The 16413-nt window shown below is 71.4% G+C and carries 21 protein-coding genes and 1 pseudogene; 6 read left to right on the forward strand and 16 right to left on the reverse strand.

Features of this window, described 5'->3' with window-relative positions; translation table 11 throughout:
* Window positions 1-10: 10 nt before the first annotated feature.
* On the forward strand, window positions 11-592 hold the full coding sequence (locus tag Prum_RS20245) for a bacterial proteasome activator family protein (protein WP_173077939.1): 582 nt from the start codon (window positions 11-13) through the stop codon (window positions 590-592).
* Here Prum_RS20245 and Prum_RS20250 read toward each other — a convergent pair whose 3' ends face one another.
* The 7 genes from Prum_RS20250 to Prum_RS20280 form a co-directional block, all read right to left on the reverse strand.
* Complete coding sequence (locus tag Prum_RS20250) at window positions 593-1396, reverse strand: HAD family hydrolase (RefSeq protein WP_173077940.1); 804 nt, start codon at window positions 1394-1396, stop codon at window positions 593-595. It lies immediately after the preceding gene.
* Window positions 1396-2217 (reverse strand): HAD family hydrolase, encoded by an 822-nt coding sequence (locus Prum_RS20255; RefSeq protein WP_173077941.1) that lies wholly within the window; start codon window positions 2215-2217, stop codon window positions 1396-1398. Before Prum_RS20255 ends, Prum_RS20250 begins: the two co-directional genes overlap by 1 nt.
* Before the next feature lie 112 nt (window positions 2218-2329).
* Entirely contained in the window at window positions 2330-3586 is a 1257-nt protein-coding gene (serS, locus tag Prum_RS20260) for a serine--tRNA ligase (RefSeq protein WP_173077942.1), read from the reverse strand.
* A gap of 19 nt (window positions 3587-3605) precedes the next feature.
* Window positions 3606-4214, reverse strand: coding sequence for a hypothetical protein (locus Prum_RS20265; protein ID WP_173077943.1), 609 nt, complete (start codon window positions 4212-4214; stop codon window positions 3606-3608).
* Window positions 4211-4375, reverse strand: a complete 165-nt coding sequence (locus Prum_RS20270; RefSeq protein WP_173077944.1) for a hypothetical protein — start codon at window positions 4373-4375, stop codon at window positions 4211-4213. Before Prum_RS20270 ends, Prum_RS20265 begins: the two co-directional genes overlap by 4 nt.
* The gene (locus tag Prum_RS20275; protein WP_173077945.1) at window positions 4372-4899 is read right to left on the reverse strand and encodes a Uma2 family endonuclease; all 528 of its coding nucleotides are present in this window, start codon (window positions 4897-4899) and stop codon (window positions 4372-4374) included. Before Prum_RS20275 ends, Prum_RS20270 begins: the two co-directional genes overlap by 4 nt.
* 38 nt (window positions 4900-4937) lie before the next feature.
* Window positions 4938-5414 carry a hypothetical protein gene (locus Prum_RS20280; RefSeq protein WP_173077946.1) on the reverse strand — a complete coding sequence of 159 codons (477 nt, stop codon included), beginning with the start codon at window positions 5412-5414 and terminating at the stop codon, window positions 4938-4940.
* A gap of 47 nt (window positions 5415-5461) precedes the next feature.
* On the opposite strand from Prum_RS20280, the gene Prum_RS20285 reads away from it, so the two are divergent.
* The 3 genes from Prum_RS20285 to Prum_RS20295 all read left to right on the forward strand — a co-directional run bounded on the left by Prum_RS20285 (window position 5462) and on the right by Prum_RS20295 (window position 7072).
* Entirely contained in the window at window positions 5462-5890 is a 429-nt protein-coding gene (locus tag Prum_RS20285) for an OsmC family protein (protein ID WP_173077947.1), read from the forward strand.
* 88 nt (window positions 5891-5978) lie between these two features.
* Window positions 5979-6320, forward strand: a complete 342-nt coding sequence (locus Prum_RS20290; RefSeq protein ID WP_173083932.1) for a metallopeptidase family protein — start codon at window positions 5979-5981, stop codon at window positions 6318-6320.
* Window positions 6321-6349: 29 nt separating this feature from the next.
* Window positions 6350-7072 carry an AIM24 family protein gene (locus tag Prum_RS20295; RefSeq protein ID WP_173077948.1) on the forward strand — a complete coding sequence of 241 codons (723 nt, stop codon included), beginning with the start codon at window positions 6350-6352 and terminating at the stop codon, window positions 7070-7072.
* A gap of 2 nt (window positions 7073-7074) precedes the next feature.
* Here the strand turns inward: Prum_RS20295 and pheA are convergent, their stop codons facing one another.
* Window positions 7075-8028, reverse strand: a complete 954-nt coding sequence (pheA, locus tag Prum_RS20300; RefSeq protein ID WP_173077949.1) for a prephenate dehydratase — start codon at window positions 8026-8028, stop codon at window positions 7075-7077.
* Here pheA and Prum_RS20305 point away from each other — a divergent pair, their 5' ends adjacent.
* Window positions 8029-8316, forward strand: a complete 288-nt coding sequence (locus Prum_RS20305; protein ID WP_173077950.1) for a hypothetical protein — start codon at window positions 8029-8031, stop codon at window positions 8314-8316.
* A gap of 332 nt (window positions 8317-8648) precedes the next feature.
* Here Prum_RS20305 and Prum_RS20310 read toward each other — a convergent pair whose 3' ends face one another.
* Both Prum_RS20310 and Prum_RS20315 read right to left on the reverse strand, forming a co-directional pair.
* Window positions 8649-9107 carry a PAS domain-containing protein gene (locus Prum_RS20310; RefSeq protein WP_173077951.1) on the reverse strand — a complete coding sequence of 153 codons (459 nt, stop codon included), beginning with the start codon at window positions 9105-9107 and terminating at the stop codon, window positions 8649-8651.
* Between the two features lie 109 nt (window positions 9108-9216).
* Window positions 9217-9954 (reverse strand): hypothetical protein, encoded by a 738-nt coding sequence (locus Prum_RS20315; RefSeq protein ID WP_173077952.1) that lies wholly within the window; start codon window positions 9952-9954, stop codon window positions 9217-9219.
* A 162-nt stretch (window positions 9955-10116) separates the two neighbouring features.
* Between Prum_RS20315 and Prum_RS20320 the strand changes: the two genes are divergently transcribed.
* Complete coding sequence (locus Prum_RS20320) at window positions 10117-11322, forward strand: arginine deiminase (RefSeq protein WP_173083934.1); 1206 nt, start codon at window positions 10117-10119, stop codon at window positions 11320-11322.
* Here Prum_RS20320 and Prum_RS20325 read toward each other — a convergent pair.
* The 6 genes and pseudogenes from Prum_RS20325 to Prum_RS20350 all read right to left on the reverse strand — a co-directional run bounded on the left by Prum_RS20325 (window position 11309) and on the right by Prum_RS20350 (window position 16346).
* Window positions 11309-12195 (reverse strand): annotated as a pseudogene (locus Prum_RS20325) (DUF5926 family protein). The gene Prum_RS20320 and the pseudogene Prum_RS20325 sit on opposite strands and share 14 nt — an antisense overlap.
* 93 nt (window positions 12196-12288) lie before the next feature.
* Window positions 12289-12735, reverse strand: coding sequence for an ATP-binding protein (locus Prum_RS20330; protein ID WP_173083936.1), 447 nt, complete (start codon window positions 12733-12735; stop codon window positions 12289-12291).
* 26 nt (window positions 12736-12761) lie between these two features.
* Window positions 12762-14222, reverse strand: a complete 1461-nt coding sequence (locus tag Prum_RS20335) for a sensor histidine kinase (RefSeq protein WP_173077953.1) — start codon at window positions 14220-14222, stop codon at window positions 12762-12764.
* Between the two features lie 70 nt (window positions 14223-14292).
* Window positions 14293-15081: a glycerophosphodiester phosphodiesterase gene (locus Prum_RS20340; protein ID WP_173077954.1), complete on the reverse strand. Its 789-nt coding sequence runs from the start codon at window positions 15079-15081 to the stop codon at window positions 14293-14295.
* Complete coding sequence (locus tag Prum_RS20345) at window positions 15082-15417, reverse strand: rhodanese-like domain-containing protein (protein WP_173077955.1); 336 nt, start codon at window positions 15415-15417, stop codon at window positions 15082-15084.
* 14 nt (window positions 15418-15431) lie between these two features.
* On the reverse strand, window positions 15432-16346 hold the full coding sequence (locus Prum_RS20350; RefSeq protein WP_443094361.1) for an LCP family protein: 915 nt from the start codon (window positions 16344-16346) through the stop codon (window positions 15432-15434).
* Window positions 16347-16413 lie beyond the last annotated feature (67 nt).

Below are 16413 nucleotides of genomic sequence, written 5' to 3' on the forward strand. Positions count from 1 at the left end.
GATGGACGGCATGACCGAAGCACACCGCAACCCGGAAGAGCCCGGCGTCCGTCCGGGCACCGTCGTGGTGGTCGGTCCGGACGGACGTCCGGTCGGCACCGTCGAGACCGACCTGCAGATCGACGCCGAAGACCCGTCGCGCCTGGTCGAGCAGCCGGCGAAGGTGATGCGCATCGGCAGCATGATCAAGCAGCTGCTGGAGGAGGTGCGCGCCGCGCCGCTTGACGAGGCGAGCCGCACCCGGCTCCGCGAGATCCACCAGCGGTCGATCATCGAGCTGGAGGACGGTCTAGCCCCCGAGCTACGCGACGAGCTGGAGCGGCTGTCGCTGCCGTTCGAGGAGGGCACGACGCCCAGCGAGGGCGAGCTGCGGGTCGCCCAGGCCCAGCTCGTCGGCTGGCTGGAAGGGCTCTTCCACGGCATCCAGGCGGCGCTGGTGGCCCAGCAGATGGCGGCCCGGATGCAGCTGGAGCAGATGCGCACCGGCCGGCCGGCGCTGCCGATGGCCCCGGGCGGGGGCCTCGTCCCCGGGATGCAGATCCAGCCCGGACAGGCCACCGAGGGCCAGGGCAAGACCGGCCAGTACCTCTAATCAGAGCTCGTAGAGCTTTTCCAGGTACGCGGCGACGCCGTCATCGTCGTTGGACAGCGTGACGTCGTCCGCGATCTCGCGTACGGCCGGGTGCGCGTTGGCCACCGCCACCGCCCGCCCGGCCCACGTCAGCATGGGTACGTCGTTGGGCATGTCGCCGAACGCCACCACCTCGGCCGGCTCGATCCCGCGTTCCGCGCAGAACCAGGCCAGCCCCGCCGCCTTGGTCACCCCCGCGGCGGAGATCTCCACCAGCCCGGAGTACGACGAGTGCGTCGCCTCCGCCAACCCGCCGAGCGCCTCCGCCACCAGCCGGGTGAAGACGTCCGGGTCCCGCTTGCCGGCCCGGATCAGCAGCTTCACCGCCGGCACCGACCCCAGCTCGTCCGGCGACGTGAAGGCCCGGATCGACGCGTCACCCGCGTCCCACAGGACCGGCCACTTGACGTCGTGCCGCAGCGCGCGCCCGTCCTCGACCTCGACCGCGAAGACCGCGTCGGGCACGGTTTCCCGCAGCCGGCGGGCCACCTCGACGAGCAGGTCCGGGGCCAGCGGGTCGGCCCGGAGGACCCGGTCGGCGTGCGGGTCGTACACGACGGCACCGTTGACGCAGACGGCCGGCAGCGGCGCGCGCAGCTGGTCGTACACCTGACTCAGCCAGCGGACCGGGCGGCCGGTCACCAGGACGACCTCCGCGGGTATCCGGTGCAGTACGTCGACGGTGCGCGGGCTGAGTGAGCGGTCCTGCCGCACGAGTGTGCCGTCGAGATCGGTGGCGACCAGGCGTGGCAGTGCTGCTCCCATCACCGCGACAGTAGTCGATCGAGGTAGACCGCTACGCCGTCGTCGTCGTTGCGCAAGGTGACCTCGTCGGCGAGCAGCCGCACGGTCGGGTGCGCGTTGGACACCGCGACCCGGCCCCACCCGGCCCACTCGAACATCGGGATGTCGTTCGGCATGTCACCGAAGACCAGCACCTCGGCCGGGTCGACGCCGAGCGCGCCCGCCACCACGGCGAGCCCGGTGGCCTTGTCCACGCCGGGCGGGCAGATCTCCACGAACCCGAGCCCGGCCTGGGTCACCGACGCCAGGTCCGGCGGCACGATCCGGCGCGCGGCGGCCAGCAGCGTGTCCACGTCGTGGTCCGCCGTACGCGCGAACGCCTTGATCACGTCGCCGGTGAGGCAGTCGGCGCGGGGCCGGGCCTCGAACCGGTCCGGGTAGCGCCAGGCCGGGTCGTGGTCGCCCCACAGCGGCGCGTCCGGCGCGTCCAGCGCCTCCACCATGACGGTCAGCGGCCCGACGTTCGCCTCCAGGTCGGCCAGCAGCCGGGCCAGCACCTGGCCGGCCAGCCGCTCGTCGCGCAGCACCACCGGCCCGGCCGGGTCGGTCTGGTCGACCACCCGGCCGCCGCCGGCCATCACGAGGTAGTCGGCCGCCCGGATGTCGTTTCGGGTGAGCTCGACCAGCCGCGGCCCGCGCCCGGTCGCGCCGACGATCGGGATGCCGGCAGCGCGTACCCGGTCGAGCACCTCATGGGTGAAGTCCGACACGGTGTCGTCGCTGCGTACCAGCGTCCCGTCGAGGTCGGTCGCGATCAGCTTGGGCAGTCCCGGGCGCGGCATGGTCCCTCCTCACCCGGCCGCCACGAGGCGGGGCATCCGCCCCGGTGACGGCGGGGGAGCAACCGTACCTCACCGAACGCTACGCAACCATGACTTCTGTGCGACGCCTAGGTCACGCTGGCTCTAACACGTCCCGGCCGCCCAGGTAGGGCTGGAGCGCCTTGGGCACCCGCACCGAGCCGTCCGGCTGCTGGTGGTTTTCCAGGATCGGGATCAGCCACCGCGTCGTCGCGAGGGTGCCGTTGAGCGTCGCCGCCGTCTGCGTCTTGCCGTCCGCGTCGCGGTAGCGGATGCCCAGGCGGCGGGCCTGGAACGTGGTGCAGTTCGAGGTGGAGGTGACCTCGCGGTAGCGGCCCTGCGACGGCACCCACGCCTCGCAGTCGTACTTGCGGGCCGCGCTCGACCCCAGGTCGCCGGCCGCCGTGTCGATCACCCGGTAGGGCACCTCGACCTTGGCGAGCATCTCCTCCTCCCAGGCCAGCAGGCGCAGGTGCTCGGCGTGCGCCTCCTCGGGCCGGCAGAACGAGAACATCTCCACCTTGTTGAACTGGTGCACCCGCATGATGCCCCGCACGTCCTTGCCGTGCGAGCCCGCCTCCCGGCGGAAGCAGGACGACGAACCGGCGTACCGGATCGGCTGGTCCAGGTCGAGGATCTCGCCCGCGTGGTACGCCGCCAGCGCCGCCTCGCTGGTGCCGACCAGGAAGAGGTCGTCGGCCTCCAGCCGGTAGATCTCGCTGGCGTGCGCGCCCAGGAAGCCGGTGCCCTCCATCGACTCCGGCTTCAGCAGCACGGGCGGGATGACCGGCGTGAGGCCGTACTCGACCGCCTGCGCGATCGCCAGCTGCAACAGCCCCATCTCCAGCAGCGCACCGACGCCGGTCAGGAAGTAGAACCGGCTGCCCGACACCTTCGCGCCGCGCTCCATGTCGATCGCCCGCAGCGCCTCACCGATCACCAGGTGGTCGCGCGGCTCGGCCAGGTCGGGCTTCTGACCGACCTCACGCAGCACCACGAAGTCGTCCTCGCCGCCGGGCGGCGCGCCGGCCTCCACCACGTTGGGCACGGCCAGGTGCGCCTGGCGCAGGACCTGCTCGGCCTGGGTGGCGGCCGCTTCGGCCGCCTTCACCTCCGCCGACAATTCCTTGGTACGCGCCAGCAGCGCGGCCTTCTCGTCGCCGGTGGCCTGGGATACCCGCTTGCCGAGCGCCTTCTGCTCGGCCCGCACCGCCTCGAACGCCTGCACCGCGGACCGCCGGCCTTCCTCGGCGCGCAGCAGGTCGTCGACCAGCGACTCGGACTCGCCACGAGTCCGCTGGCTGGCACGTACGACGTCCGGGTCTTCGCGTAACAGGCGGAGGTCAATCACGACATAAAGCCTAGGCGACTCAACTATCGGTTTTTCCGTCGGGCAGCGGCACGAAGGGCGGGGTCGGCGCGACCGTGAGATCGATGGGCGGCGGGAGGTCGGCCTCGGGGTCGTGGGCCTCCCGCGCCTGGCGCGGTCGCCGCCAGGGCCAGTCCGCCTGCTCGGCCGGCTCCTCGTCGGCCTTCTCCGGCGCCGCTTCCGGGGACGGTTGCGCCGGCGGGGGCGCCGGCATGAGGCGGCCGGAGATGAACAGGGCCACGCCGAGGAACACCACGCCGATGAACGCCGTCGTGAGCCCGCGGCCGTACTCCACCTCGTACGGCACCGCCCCGCCGAAGGTCATCGGGCCGAAGACCACGCTGCGGTCGTCGATGTCGATGGCGATCGCGACGAGGATGGCCGCCAGGACGCCGGTCGTGGTGAGGCCCAGCACCCGGGCGTGATCGCGCACCGTGGGCCGCCCGAACAGCACCAGCCCGAGGCAGCCGACCAGGCCGAAGATCCCCACGAGGTACGCCGCCGACCAGGCGCCCAGGTCGGCGACGCCGGTGGCGATGGGCTGGCCGGTCGAGTCGGGCGTGAAGATCCCCTCCTCGGTCATCGTGGTGATCTGCCACTCGCCGATCATCGAGGCGAAGACGGCGACCGCCCCAGCCCGGCGAGCACCGGCACCAGCCGCTTGTCCCGCCGTACGCCGGCGAGGGCCTGGGTGAGCACGGCGCGGCGGCTGCGCGGCTCCTTGTCGCCGAACTCGACGACCTCCGCCTCTTCCTCGACGACCTGCGTCATGACGCGCCGGCTTCCTTCTCGAGCGTGCTCAACATGACCACCCGCGTCTCGACATAGCGCCCAGCTCCCGACTCCCGGACCAGCCGGTGCTGATGGACGATCGCCTCTCCGTCGTCGGTCTCCTCGACACGCCAGAACTCGGGGATGCCACCGGCGGCGTATTGCTGCGGCTTGACGACCCGATCTGCGCGCCGTGAGTCGGGCGAGACGACCTCGATGACCAGCTCGAACTCGCGCGCCGGGTGGTATGCGACGTTCCCTGCGGGGCGATCGCGGAATACGCCAACGTCGCAGTCGTAGATCTCACCCCGCCCGATCACGACGCCGCACTCTGGATATGCCTCCAGTCCGGTGGACCGGAGCAGGTGTGTGATACGAAACTGGGCGTCTCCATGCCATGGGCGCATCGCCGCAGCCGACACGATCAGGTTCCCTTCACTCACCTGGTAGCGATAGTCGCGAGGGAGTCTCTCCAGCATCTCCGGTGTCCACTCGACGGTCACCGGCAGCTCGATAACCTGCATCGCGCACCTCCTGGGCTGCTCCCCACCCAGGATAGGCGTCAAAAACGTTGGGTGCGGACTGACAAAAGGGCACCACCCAGGGCCAAAACGATGGGCGCGGCCACTCCGTACCCGATGCCGGGACCGCGCGTGGCGCGGACGTCGATCATCGCGAGCCCGCTGGTGATGGTGTCGACCGACGCCCCGACGACGTGGTTGCTGAGGAGGTTGGCGACCAGCATGCCGGTCACGCCGACGGCGAGGCCGGCCACCGCGGCGCCGCGGGCCGCGCCGCCGGTGGCGGTCGCGGCGCCCGCCACGAGGCCGAGCAGCGCGAAGAGCGCGAGCACGTACCACCAGCCGCGCTCCAGCTGGAACACCGCGATGCCGCCGGACTCGTCGAGGGCGGCTTCGCCCGCGGGTACGTCGACGGCCAGCCGGTAGCGCGCCCACGGTATGGCGAGCGCCAGCAAGGCGAGCACGAACCCGGCCGCCACCAGCACGCCGCCGCCCACCGTGGCCAACCTCCGGGTCATGACGGGGATCGTCGCATCGCGCTGCGGTTTGGGCTAGCGTCGCGCATATGGCTATCCGCACCGCGACTGCCCTGTGGCAGGGCAACCTCACCGAGGGTTCCGGCACGATCCGCACTGGCAAGGGTGGGCTCGAGGGGAACTACTCGTTCAAGTCCCGTTTCGAAGAGGGCGAGGGCACCAACCCCGAGGAGCTCATCGGCGCCGCGCACGCCGGCTGCTTCTCGATGTTCCTCTCCAAGGTCATCGCCGACTCCGGCTACACCCCGGAGTCCGTGGACACCACGGCCAACGTGCACCTGGAGAAGACCGACGCCGGTCAGACCGTGACCCGGATCGACCTTGAGACCGTCGGTTCGGTGCCGGGCGTCGATGAGGCCGAGTTCGTCAAGATGGCGGAGAACGCCAAGGCGAACTGCCCGATCTCCCGGCTGCTCGCCCCCGGCGCCGAGATCACCCTGACCGCCCGCCTGGCCTGAGGTGCAAGGAAGGGCACCCTGTTCACGCTTTCTGCATAGCAGGGGCCCTTCCTAACCCATCGGGCACAATGGCTGGGTGCCCGTTGAGATGAGCCGGGAACGGTTCGAGGAACTGGTCAGCGAGGCGCTCGACGAGGTGCCCGAAGAGCTGCTCGGCCTCATGAGCAACGTTGTGATCCTGGTCGAGGACGACCCTCCGCGCGGCGACCCGCACCTGCTCGGCGTGTACGAGGGGTACGCGCTCACCCGCCGCGGCTGGGACTACGGTGGCGTGCTGCCCGACCGGATCACCATCTTCCGCAATCCCACGCTGCGCGTCTGCGATACCGAGGACGACGTGGTGGACGAGGTCGCGATCACGGTCGTCCACGAGATCGCCCACCACTTCGGCATCGACGACGAGCGGCTGCACGAGCTCGGCTGGGGCTGACCTTGCCTTGCCCTCCTACCCTCCTGGGCATGCGTAGCGCGCTGTTCTCGGCAGAGAACCTCGAGAAGGAGTCCGCCCAGCCCGGAATGCGGCTGCAGAACTCGAAGATGCTGAAGATAGAGCTCAACGGCGAGTGCATGGCCCGTACCGGCGCCATGGTCGCCTACCAGGGGCAGGTGCAGTTCCAGGCCCTCGGTTCGGGTGGGATCGGCAAGTTTCTCAAGCAGAAGCTGACCGGCGAGGGCGTACCCCTGATGAAGATGGCGGGCCGCGGCGATGTGTTTCTCGCGGACCTCGCCTCGGACGTGCACCTGATCGACCTGGAGCCCGGCGACGCCCTGTCGATCAACGGTTCCAGCGTGCTGGCGTTCGACTCGACCCTCCAGTACGACATCAAGATGGTCCAGGGCATGGGGATGCTCTCCTCGGCCGGCCTGTTCAACTGCGTGTTCACGGGCCAGGGGCGGATCGCGGTCACCACCAAGGGCACCCCGGTCGTGCTGAACGTCGACCAGCCCACGTTCGTCGACCCGCAGGCGGCGGTCTGCTGGTCGGCCAACCTGCAGACCGGCTACCACCGGGCCGAGCAGTTGGGCCTCGGCACGCTGCTCGGGCGGCGTACCGGCGAGGCGTTCACGATGAGCTTCGCGGGGCAGGGCTTCGTGGTGGTCCAGCCCTCGGAGGAGCCGCCCGTGCAGGGCAGCGGCCAGCAGCAGCAGAGCGGCGGCCTGGGCAGCCTCCTCGGCGGCTGAGCTCAGGCCAGGTCGCCGGCCCGGAGGCGGGCCAGCCACGCGGCGGCGTCCGCGTAGTCCACATCGGAGAGTCCGGCCGGCGCGGGGACCGGCCGGTCGGACTCCGTCGCCCAGCGGTGCCTCGGGTACGAGCCGAGGAAGCGCACCTCGGCGCAGACCCGGCGCAGACCCTGGAGCGCCTCGCCGAGCCGGCCGTCGGCCACGTGCCCGGAGCAGTCCAGGAAGAACGCGTACCGGCCCAGCTGCTCCCCGGTGGGCCGGGACTCGATGCGGGTGAGGTTGACCCCGCGTACGGCCAGCTCCATGAGGACGGCGAGCAGGGCGCCGACCCGGTCGTGTGAGATGAAGACCGCCAGCGATGTGACGTCGTCGCCGGTCGGCTCGGGGGGCGGCCCCGGGCGGGTCACCAGTACGAACCGGGTGACCGCGTCCGAATGGTCGGCGATCTTGTCAGCCAGCACCGACAACTTGTACCGGGTCGCGCCGATGGGGGCGCAGATCGCGGCGTCGTACTCGCCCTCGGCTGCCGCGATGGCGGCCGTCGAGTTGGAGAGCACGTCGACGACCGTCGCGGCCGGGAGGTGGGCCTGGAGCCAGCCGCGGCACTGGGTGGATGCCTGCGGGTGGGCCGCCACCGTCTGGATCCGGTCCAGCGAAACCCCGGCGCGGGTGCCGAGCACGAACTCCACCGGGATCACCACCTCGCGGGTGATCACCAGCGGCGCCCCGTCGATCATCTCGTCGAGCGTGACGCCCACCGCGCCGCCGATCGAGTTCTCCAGGGGTACGAGGGCGGCGTCGGCGTCGCCGCCACGGACCGCGTCGAGGGCCTCCGGGACGCTCCGCATGGGCGTACGGATGCCGCGCTCGGCTGCGGGGATCGTCCGCAGCGCCTGCTCGGTGAAGGTCGCCTCGGGACCGAGGAAGACGAAGCGGGTGGGTGGAACTCCGGGCATGTGATCAGGTTAAACCGTTCCGGGGCGGGGCCGGACTCGCAGGCCACCTCGCGGATGCCGGCGGGCGCGCTCGTGCGCACCGGGATGTTGCAGACGTTGGTGCCGGCCGTGACGAGGGTCAGCGCGCCGGGGGAGCCCTTCGTCACCACGGCCAACGGATCCCGCCCGTTCACGGTCACCACGCTGTACTGCCACGTGCCGGCGCACAGTGGCGTGTCGGCGCGCACGGTCGCGGTGGCGCCGGACGGGAGCAGCCCGGAGGTATTGCGCAGCAGCGAGATCACCTGAGTGCCGCTGGGCGTGCCGTCGCATGCGACCGCCTGCGCCTCGCCGAACGTGCGGCTCGGGGTTGGCCCGAGCGTGGGCGGCATGGAGGGGACGACCGCCGGCGGGGCCGTGGACGGGCCACTCTGCGGCGACGGCACCACGCTCCCCGGTGGATCGCGCAGCTCCGGGGGCACGCCACACCCGGTGGCCAGGGCGGCGCAGGCGAGCACGGCGGCCGCCGTACGCAAAGGGACGCGGGCGTGGGCAGGCACGCGACTCCTCGGGCATAGGTCAGGGTCGTTACGACAGGCGACTCAATCCTAGGCGGACGGAGCCGTCAGTCCACGACCGACTCACACCTCGCAGAAGAAGGTGAGCGAACCCGAGACCGTGCCCTCGTCGGAGATCGGCGTGGCGATGGCGTCCACCGTGGCCGCCTCGGGCGTGCCGCCCGCGGGCACCCGCAGCAGACCGCGCGCCAGCCGGCCGGAGGAGAGCGCCAGCAGCGGCGGAATCTTTTCGATCTCGGTCTCGGTCAGCTCGCTGCGGGCCTGGGTGAAGTCGACCAGGCGCAGCACCCCGTCGAGCAGCGACCGGCCGGTCGCCTCGGCCGGGCTACCGAGCCCGAGCAGCTGGCACGCGGACTCGGAGACCGCCACGATCGCGAAGTCGGCGTCGATCAGCAGGCAGGGCTCCGCGGCCGCCGCGACGGTGGCGGACCACAGCTCGACGCTGCTGCCGTACTCCGGCTCGATGCTCGTGCGAGCTTGCGGCACGAACGCTTCCGAGAGCGAGAGTTCGACGTGCGCCACCCGCGCCTCCAATACAGTCCGCCGGCCCACCGCTACGCTAACCGGTTTTGGCGCCGATCGCCGACCCCGGTCCATCCGGCGGGTTTGTCCGGAACGGCTGGCTGGCACGCTACCGGCGGGCACTCCGCTTGTCAGCGGCCGTTCGGCCGTCCTCGTACCACCGGTAGTCGGCCGAGGACCGGTACGGAGCGTTGAGCCAAGTAGCCGGGTGGCGGGCAACCTGGGACAGCTTTTCCGCCGTGGCGGGACTGATGCGCTGGCCGCCGGCCACGAGCAGGCGGTCGAGCTCCCGGTGGGTGGCGACGAGACAGTCCTTCGGCAGCCCGTACACGCTGATCTGGCCGGATCCGACGAAGGTCAGCACCGGCGTGACCGGCACAGCCATGCCGACCGCCGCGGAGAGTGCCTTGCTCGCGCGCTTGGCGTCGCGGCGGGCCTCGGCGAAGTAGCCGGGGCGCTTGCCGTTGATCTGCACGACGTCGCCAGCGATCATGACGCGGGCCCGGCCATGGTCGGCGACCGTCACCGCGAAGAGGCCGCTCGGGCCGATCGCCAGGAACCCGGCGCGCTCGTCACGGGCGCGGCCGTCGATGTCGAGCCAGGGAGCGGCGGGCACCTCGGTGCGCGGCCAGTCCACCACGTGCCACGCCGGGCCGAGGTGGTCCAGGCGGGTGAGCGCGCGGTTTCCGGCGGCTTCTACCCGCTTGGCGTCCCGCTCGGCGCGCCGCCGACGGGCCCACTCCAGCGGGGTGGGTCGAACCGCTTCGAGAACGGGGTGATGGTCGACATTGGGGACGGGGGAGCGCCCGCTGCGGGGGACAGCTCGACGCGCGGGGAAGACGGTCATCGCGGACCTCCGGCAAAAGGTCTCTCGAAGTTGTGGTTCCACTACCGTACGTGGTTAGACGGGTACGGAAGAAGGAGTGACGGGGAGTGAGTGGGGATGAATGCCGCATTCACGACCCGCCTCTTTTGTCAGATAGCGCTACCCGACTGACCTACGCTGCCCATTGTGGCCCATTACGTGGATAGCGAGGTTGGCAGACTCGTCACAGTCCTCCTGCACCGCCCGGGTCCCGAGCTGGCCCGGCTGACGCCGCGCAACAACGATTCGCTGCTCTTCGATGCGATCCCGTGGGTGGGGCGGGCCCAGGAGGAACACGACGCCTTCGCGGGCGCCCTACGCGGGCGCGGCGTGGAGGTGCTCTACCTCAGCGCCCTGCTCGCCGAGACCCTGGCGATCGACGAGGCGCGCGCCGAGCTGACCGCGCTGGTGCTCGCCGACCTGCGGCTGGGCGACACGCTGCGCCGTCGGGTGGCCGACCACCTGACGTACCTCGACCCGGTTGGACTGTCCGATGTGCTCACCGCCGGGCTGGCGCACGAGGAGCTGCGCGGGCGTACCGGAGGGTTGGTCTACGCGCTGATGGACCAGCACGACTTCATCATCGACCCGCTGCCCAACCTGCTGTTCACCCGCGATTCGTCGGTGTGGGTCCGGGACCGGGCCGTGGTGACCAGTCTCGCGATGCCTGCCCGGCAGCGGGAGACCAGCCTGTTGCACGCGATCTACCGGCATCATCCGCGGTTCGCCGGCACGGCGCTGGTGTACGAGCCGTCGCTGGAGCCGGTCGAGGGCGGCGACGTCTTGCTGCTGGCGCCCGGCGTGATCGCGGTGGGGGTGGGGGAGCGGACCACGCCCGCAGGGGCCGAACGCCTGGCGCGGCGAGTGTTCGGCGAAGGGCTTGCGCACACCATCCTGGTGGTCCCGATCGCCCAGGAGCGGGCCACGATGCACCTGGACACCATCGTGACGATGGTCGACGTGGACGCCGTCCTGATGTACCCGAACGTGGCGGACGCGCTCGTGGCGTACACGGTGATCGCCGGCGACGACGGGGAGCCGCAGGTGGACGGTCCGGCGCCGTTCCTGCGGGCGGCGGCGGACGCGATGGACCTGGATTCGCTGCGGGTCATCGACACCGGCCTGGACCCGGTCACCGCCGAGCGCGAGCAGTGGGACGACGGCAACAACACGCTCGCCATCGAGCCCAGGCTCTGCGTCGCCTACGAGCGCAACGTCGAGACCAACGCCCGGCTGGAACGCTCCGGCATCGAGGTCATCCCGATCCCCGGCTCCGAGCTGGGCTCCGGCCGGGGTGGCCCCAGGTGCATGTCCTGCCCGCTGGTCCGGGCTCCCCTCAACGCAGCGTGAGTTGGCGGCCCAGCAGGCCCTGCTTGGCGCGGCGGGCGGGGCCGTCCAATGGGGACTCGTCGGCGAGGGCGTCGGTGTAGCGCTTGGCGAAGTCGGCCACGGCGGCCTCCCACTCGGCGGCCTCCGGCTCGCGGGGGATGTCCCACACCGGCACCAGCCGGCCGTGCGCGCGGAACATGCCGGCGAACTTCGTGCCCTCGCCCAGGAGCAGCTCGCCAGCCGCGCCGAGCCGGGACAGCGCGTTCAGGGCGGCGTCCTCGTCGTCCGGCAGCACCCAGCGCACGTGGCTCTTCTCGGGCACGCGGCACCAGTACGCGGCCCGCGCCGACGCGAGCCGTACGGTCGGGTAGATGGAGGCGTTGGCCCGCTCCAGGGACGCCTTCACGTTCGGGTCATCGGCCGCGTCGGCGTCCAGCCAGAACTCGAACGTGTCGTGCATCGTGATGTCGAGCACACCGTCGACCAGGATGTCCTGCAGCCGCGGGCCCTCGCCGGGCAGCGCCGGCACCGCGACCGTGCCGCCGGGCTCGGTCTGGAGCGCGGAGAGGATCGCCACCGCCAGGTCGCGCGAGACGTCCCCGGACTGCACGTGCCGCTGAAGTCCGACGAAGATCCGGCCGTCCGGCTTGGTCATCGCCGGCCAGGCCATGGGCAGGACGGTGGCCAGGGTGATCGGCCGGTCGCCGTGCTTCTCGACCAGCTCGGGGTCAGGTGCAGGGGAGCGGAGGCGGCCGGGACCAGCTCGCGCAGCGCGATCCACTCCGGCTCGTCGGCGAGACCCTCAAACGGCCGGGGTACGAAGATGTCCCGCAGCTTCTGGCGCTTGGGTGCCGCGTCGGTGGCGGACCGGGTGTGCTTACGACGCTTACTCACGGGGTCTCCTGGATCACTCGCTGAGGCGCTGCTCCCTCACGGCGGTCCAGAATAGGCGTTATGCGCCCGGCGTGGGGCCAACGGCGCGGTGGATCACGGACTTTCCCGCCGTTCGAGGTCGAGCGCGCCGGACAACTCCGCCCAGACGCTCTGGCCGAGGCCGTCGCGCTCCACGCCCCACCGGTCGGACAGCGCCGCCACGATGCTCAGGCCGCGCCCGTCGAGCGCGTCGGTCGGGATCGTGCGGATCCGGGGCGGGTTGTCCGCTCCACCGTCGGTCACGCGGACCTCGATGACGTCGCCGTCGGTGCCGGATGAGCCGGGCCGCAGCCGCCACGCCACCCGGATCACGCCCCCGGGGAGTGGCTCGGCGTGCCGTACGGCGTTGCCGACCAGCTCGGCCAGCACCGCGACCGCGTCAGCGAGCAGCGCCGGATGGACCGTGTCGCCGAGCTCGGAGGTGAGGCGCTGGCGCGCGATCCGGGCACCGCGGGGATGGTGCGGGATGACTACGCACCACGCTCGTTCGGCTAGTGCCATCGACACGATCGCGCCTCCTGCCTGAGCTAGCCGCGCGGGAGTCGCACCTCTGCGACCGTACCGCCCCCTTCGCGTGGACGAAGGGAAACCCATCCGTTTTGTCGCTCGACGATCCTTCTAACGAGATAGAGGCCCAAACCGGTCCCTGGATACCTCCTCCGATCACCTTGCTCGCCCTGCCAAAATCGGTCGAAAGCGCGCTCAACGTGCTCGGGACGTACCCCAATGCCCCGGTCGCTAACCCGAAATACGACAGTTCTCTCGTCGACCTCAGCCGTCACCTCGACGAAAGAGTCCGGGTTTGAGTACTTTTCGGCATTAGTGGCCAACTCGGTCAGCACCGTCGCCATACTCGCCCGGTCGCCGAGCGCCTTCGGCAGGTCGTCGGGCAACTGGATGGACAGCCGCCGGCGCAGGTCCGCCGGGAGCGCGGCCACCGCCGACCGCAGCGCCTCCACCAGGTCAAACGGCATTGGCGGGGCGCCGCCCACCTGACCCCCGTCGTTGGCGGCGGACAGCAGCCGGTCGACCAGCCGGGCGAGCTCACCGGCGCGCAGCCCGATGACGCGCGCCGCCTCCCGCCGGTCGGGCTCGGAAAGCGAGTCCCAGTGGTTGCACAGCGTGTCCGCGTACCCCTTGATGACGGTGACCGGCGTGCGGAGCTCGTGGCTGGTGACCGCGACGAAGAGGTCGCGGTCGTGATCGCGCCGGTACTGGTCGGTCGTGTCGCGGAACGTGACGACCTGCGACTCGAACGCGCCCGGCAGCTCGCCCGCGGTGATCTTCAGCCAGCGGCCGTCGCGGGTGCGGTGGTCGAGCACCTGGCCGGGCGGGGGCACCGGAAAGGGCAGCGGCTGGCCCAGCATCTTGGCCGAGGACAGGCCGGTGACCTGCTCGGCGGCCGGGTTCCACAGCCGGACGGCCAGGTCGCGGTCGACGACCGCCAGCCCGTCGGCCAGCGCGGCGATCACCGGGCCGTCGCCGTGCACGGGCAGGCCCGCCTGGTCGCCGTACATGTGGGCGATGCAGGTCGCCAGGTACGCCATGAGCGCGTGGTGCTCGGCGTCGGGCTCGTCGCCGGTGTCGGCGAAGTACGCGTGCAGGCTGCCGATCAGCAGCCCGCGGATCTCGGTGCGCGCGTAGAGCATGCCCCGCAGCCCGCGCCCGCGAAGCTGCTGGGCGAGGCCGATGTCGAGGGCGTCGACCGGGAGAGCCTGGGTGCGCGGGCCGGCGAGCAGCCGCGCGATCGCCGGGTCGGACGTGTCGACCGGCCGGCCCAGCGCCCAGTCGGTGGCGCCGTTGGCCGCGATGATCCGACCCCCGGCCGGGCCGAACTCGACGAACGCCATCCCGTCGGCCCGCAGCGCCCGCTGCCCCAGCGCCAGCAGCCGGGTGAGCACCGGCAGGCCGGACTGGCCGGAATTGGTCATCTCGATGACAAGGGCCTGTCCGGCGATGAGAGCGGCATAGTCGGGACGCTCCGGCATGCCCAGAGTCTGCCCTGTGGGACTCCCACTTCGCTATTGGTGCGCTTCCACGCTGTCGCGTGGATTCGTCCTACCGGCCCAGGTGGTCCAGGACCATCCGGGGTCGGTCGGTGATGATGCCCTCCACGCCGTACGCCTCGATCAGGTCCAGGTCGGCGGTCTCGTTGACGGTCCAGACGTACACGGGGTGGCCGGCCTCGCGCAGGTGCGGCACGAGCTGCGGGCGGGCCCGGACCAGGTCGATCCCCGGCCCCGCGACGTGCGCGCCGAACGGCAGCCGCCCGCGCCGGAGCAGGCCGGGCGGCAGCACCTCCAGCAGCAGCACGGTGGGCAGCTCGGGGGCCAGCGCGCGCACCCGCCGGACCGCGAGCGCGGAGAAGGACATGACGGTCACGCGTACCCGCTGGTCGGGCGAGGGTGTGGCGAGCCCGTGCTGGCGCAGCAGCGCGACCAGCCGGCGCTCAACCTCCGGGCCCTGCTTGGCGGGGTGCTTCGTCTCGATCAGCAGCCGTACGTCGCGGTCCGCCGCCCGGACGGCGGTGAGCAGGCGGTCGAGCGTGAGCAGCCGGGTGCGGTCGGGGTCGGGCGGGTCGTCGCCGTTCACGCTCTCGTGCCAGGAGCCGAAGTCCAGCCGCTCCAGCTCGGCGAGGGTGTACGCGCTGACCAGCCCGCGGCCGTTGCTGGTGCGCTCCAGCCGCCGGTCGTGGACGCAGACCAGGTGGCCGTCGCGGGTCAGCCGGACGTCGCACTCCAGCCCGTCGACGCCTTCGTCGAGGGCCCGGAGGTACGCCGCGAGGGTGTGCTCCGGCAGCGCGGCGGACGAGCCCCGGTGCGCGAAGACGAGGGTGTGGGCGCCCACCTACAGGACGCGGGCCGGCTGCCCGTCCTCACTGACCAGTTCGCGGCCGGACGCCGCCCAGTCCTGCATGCCGCCGTCGAGGTTGCTGACGTTGTCCCACCCGTTGCCGAGCAAATAGGCCACGACCTGGCCGGAGCGTCCGCCGGAGCGGCACACCACGACGATGTCGCCCTCGGAGGGCACCTCGGAGAGGCGGGCCGGAACGTCCATCATCGGCACGTGGTGGGCGCCGGGCGCGTGGCCGGCGGACCATTCGTCCGGCTCACGGACGTCGAGCAGGAAAGCACCGTCGGGAATCTCGGTGGTGGTCACCGTAGGAATGTGAGGTCCGAACACGTTGGTAACTGTAACTAGAGATTGTTGATCCACCGCGGGTTGGCGGCGGCCCAGCCCGCGAGGTCCGCGCGCGAGATCGCCGCGAAGAGCCCATCGGCCGGATCGTCCAGCACCGCGTACGAGGTGCCGTTGATCATGTCGGGATGCGAGGGGATCTGGACCCCCACCAGGCCGTCGGCCCGCAGGCCGCGCAGCGCGAAGATCAGATCTTCCAGGGGTACGTCGTTGGTGTCGACGGTCAGCGAGGATCCGACTGCGCGGATGAGTCCGTCCAGCTTGAGGGGGTTGGTCACCATCCCGGCGTCCGTCGCCTTGGTCATGATCGCCTTGAGGATCTGCTGATGGTGGCGCTGCCGGTCGTAGTCGCCGGCCGGCAGGTCGTAGCGCTGCCGGGCGTAGTCGAGCGCCATGGCCCCGGACATCGTCTGGCAGCCCACGGTGAAGAGCCGCCCGGTGTGGATCGAGCGGGTCTGGTGGTCCACGCAGATCGTCACCCCGCCGAGCAGGTCGATGACGTGCCGAAACCCGGAAAAGTCGATGATCGCGGCGCCGTCGAACGGCACGCCGATGAGCCTGGTCAACGTGGCGGAGAGCAACTGGGCCCGGCCGAACTGGTAGGCCGCATTGATCTTGTCGGTGCCGTAGCCGGGGATCTCCACCTGGAGGTCGCGCGGCACCGAGATCAGGTACGCCTGGTCCAGCCCGGCCGGGATGTGGGCGATCACGATGGTGTCCGCCCGCTGGCCGCCCGCGGGGTTGGCCGCCCGCAGGTCCGAGCCGATGATCAGATAGTTGAGCGGCCCGCTCACCGTGCTCCGGTTGCGCCGGGCCGCCTCGTCCAGCAGCCGTTCCTGGGAGACCGCCCGCTGGTACCGCTCGACGATCACCTGGAGGCCGACCCCGCCCGCCCCGGCCAACAGCAGGAGCACCAAGCCCACGCCGATGGCGAGCTTCGCCCAGCGCGGGGCGGGACGCCGTTCCTGAGCAGGTGGCGAC

It is taken from the genome of Phytohabitans rumicis (assembly GCF_011764445.1).
GTDB classification, from domain to species: Bacteria; Actinomycetota; Actinomycetes; order Mycobacteriales; family Micromonosporaceae; genus Phytohabitans; species Phytohabitans rumicis.

What these genes read in the sequence shown, in the direction of transcription:
- Prum_RS20245 (WP_173077939.1), top strand. Translation starts at nt 11, where the DNA reads ATGACCGAAGCACACCGCAACCCGGAAGAGCCCGGCGTCCGTCCGGGC.
- Prum_RS20250 (WP_173077940.1), bottom strand. Translation starts at nt 1,396, where the DNA reads ATGGGAGCAGCACTGCCACGCCTGGTCGCCACCGATCTCGACGGCACA.
- Prum_RS20255 (WP_173077941.1), bottom strand. Translation starts at nt 2,217, where the DNA reads ATGCCGCGCCCGGGACTGCCCAAGCTGATCGCGACCGACCTCGACGGG.
- Prum_RS20265 (WP_173077943.1), bottom strand. Translation starts at nt 4,214, where the DNA reads ATGATCGGCGAGTGGCAGATCACCACGATGACCGAGGAGGGGATCTTC.
- Prum_RS20270 (WP_173077944.1), bottom strand. Translation starts at nt 4,375, where the DNA reads ATGACGCAGGTCGTCGAGGAAGAGGCGGAGGTCGTCGAGTTCGGCGAC.
- Prum_RS20275 (WP_173077945.1), bottom strand. Translation starts at nt 4,899, where the DNA reads ATGCAGGTTATCGAGCTGCCGGTGACCGTCGAGTGGACACCGGAGATG.
- Prum_RS20280 (WP_173077946.1), bottom strand. Translation starts at nt 5,414, where the DNA reads ATGACCCGGAGGTTGGCCACGGTGGGCGGCGGCGTGCTGGTGGCGGCC.
- Prum_RS20285 (WP_173077947.1), top strand. Translation starts at nt 5,462, where the DNA reads ATGGCTATCCGCACCGCGACTGCCCTGTGGCAGGGCAACCTCACCGAG.
- Prum_RS20290 (WP_173083932.1), top strand. Translation starts at nt 5,979, where the DNA reads ATGAGCCGGGAACGGTTCGAGGAACTGGTCAGCGAGGCGCTCGACGAG.
- Prum_RS20295 (WP_173077948.1), top strand. Translation starts at nt 6,350, where the DNA reads ATGCGTAGCGCGCTGTTCTCGGCAGAGAACCTCGAGAAGGAGTCCGCC.
- pheA (WP_173077949.1), bottom strand. Translation starts at nt 8,028, where the DNA reads ATGCCCGGAGTTCCACCCACCCGCTTCGTCTTCCTCGGTCCCGAGGCG.
- Prum_RS20315 (WP_173077952.1), bottom strand. Translation starts at nt 9,954, where the DNA reads ATGACCGTCTTCCCCGCGCGTCGAGCTGTCCCCCGCAGCGGGCGCTCC.
- Prum_RS20330 (WP_173083936.1), bottom strand. Translation starts at nt 12,735, where the DNA reads ATGGCACTAGCCGAACGAGCGTGGTGCGTAGTCATCCCGCACCATCCC.
- Prum_RS20335 (WP_173077953.1), bottom strand. Translation starts at nt 14,222, where the DNA reads ATGCCGGAGCGTCCCGACTATGCCGCTCTCATCGCCGGACAGGCCCTT.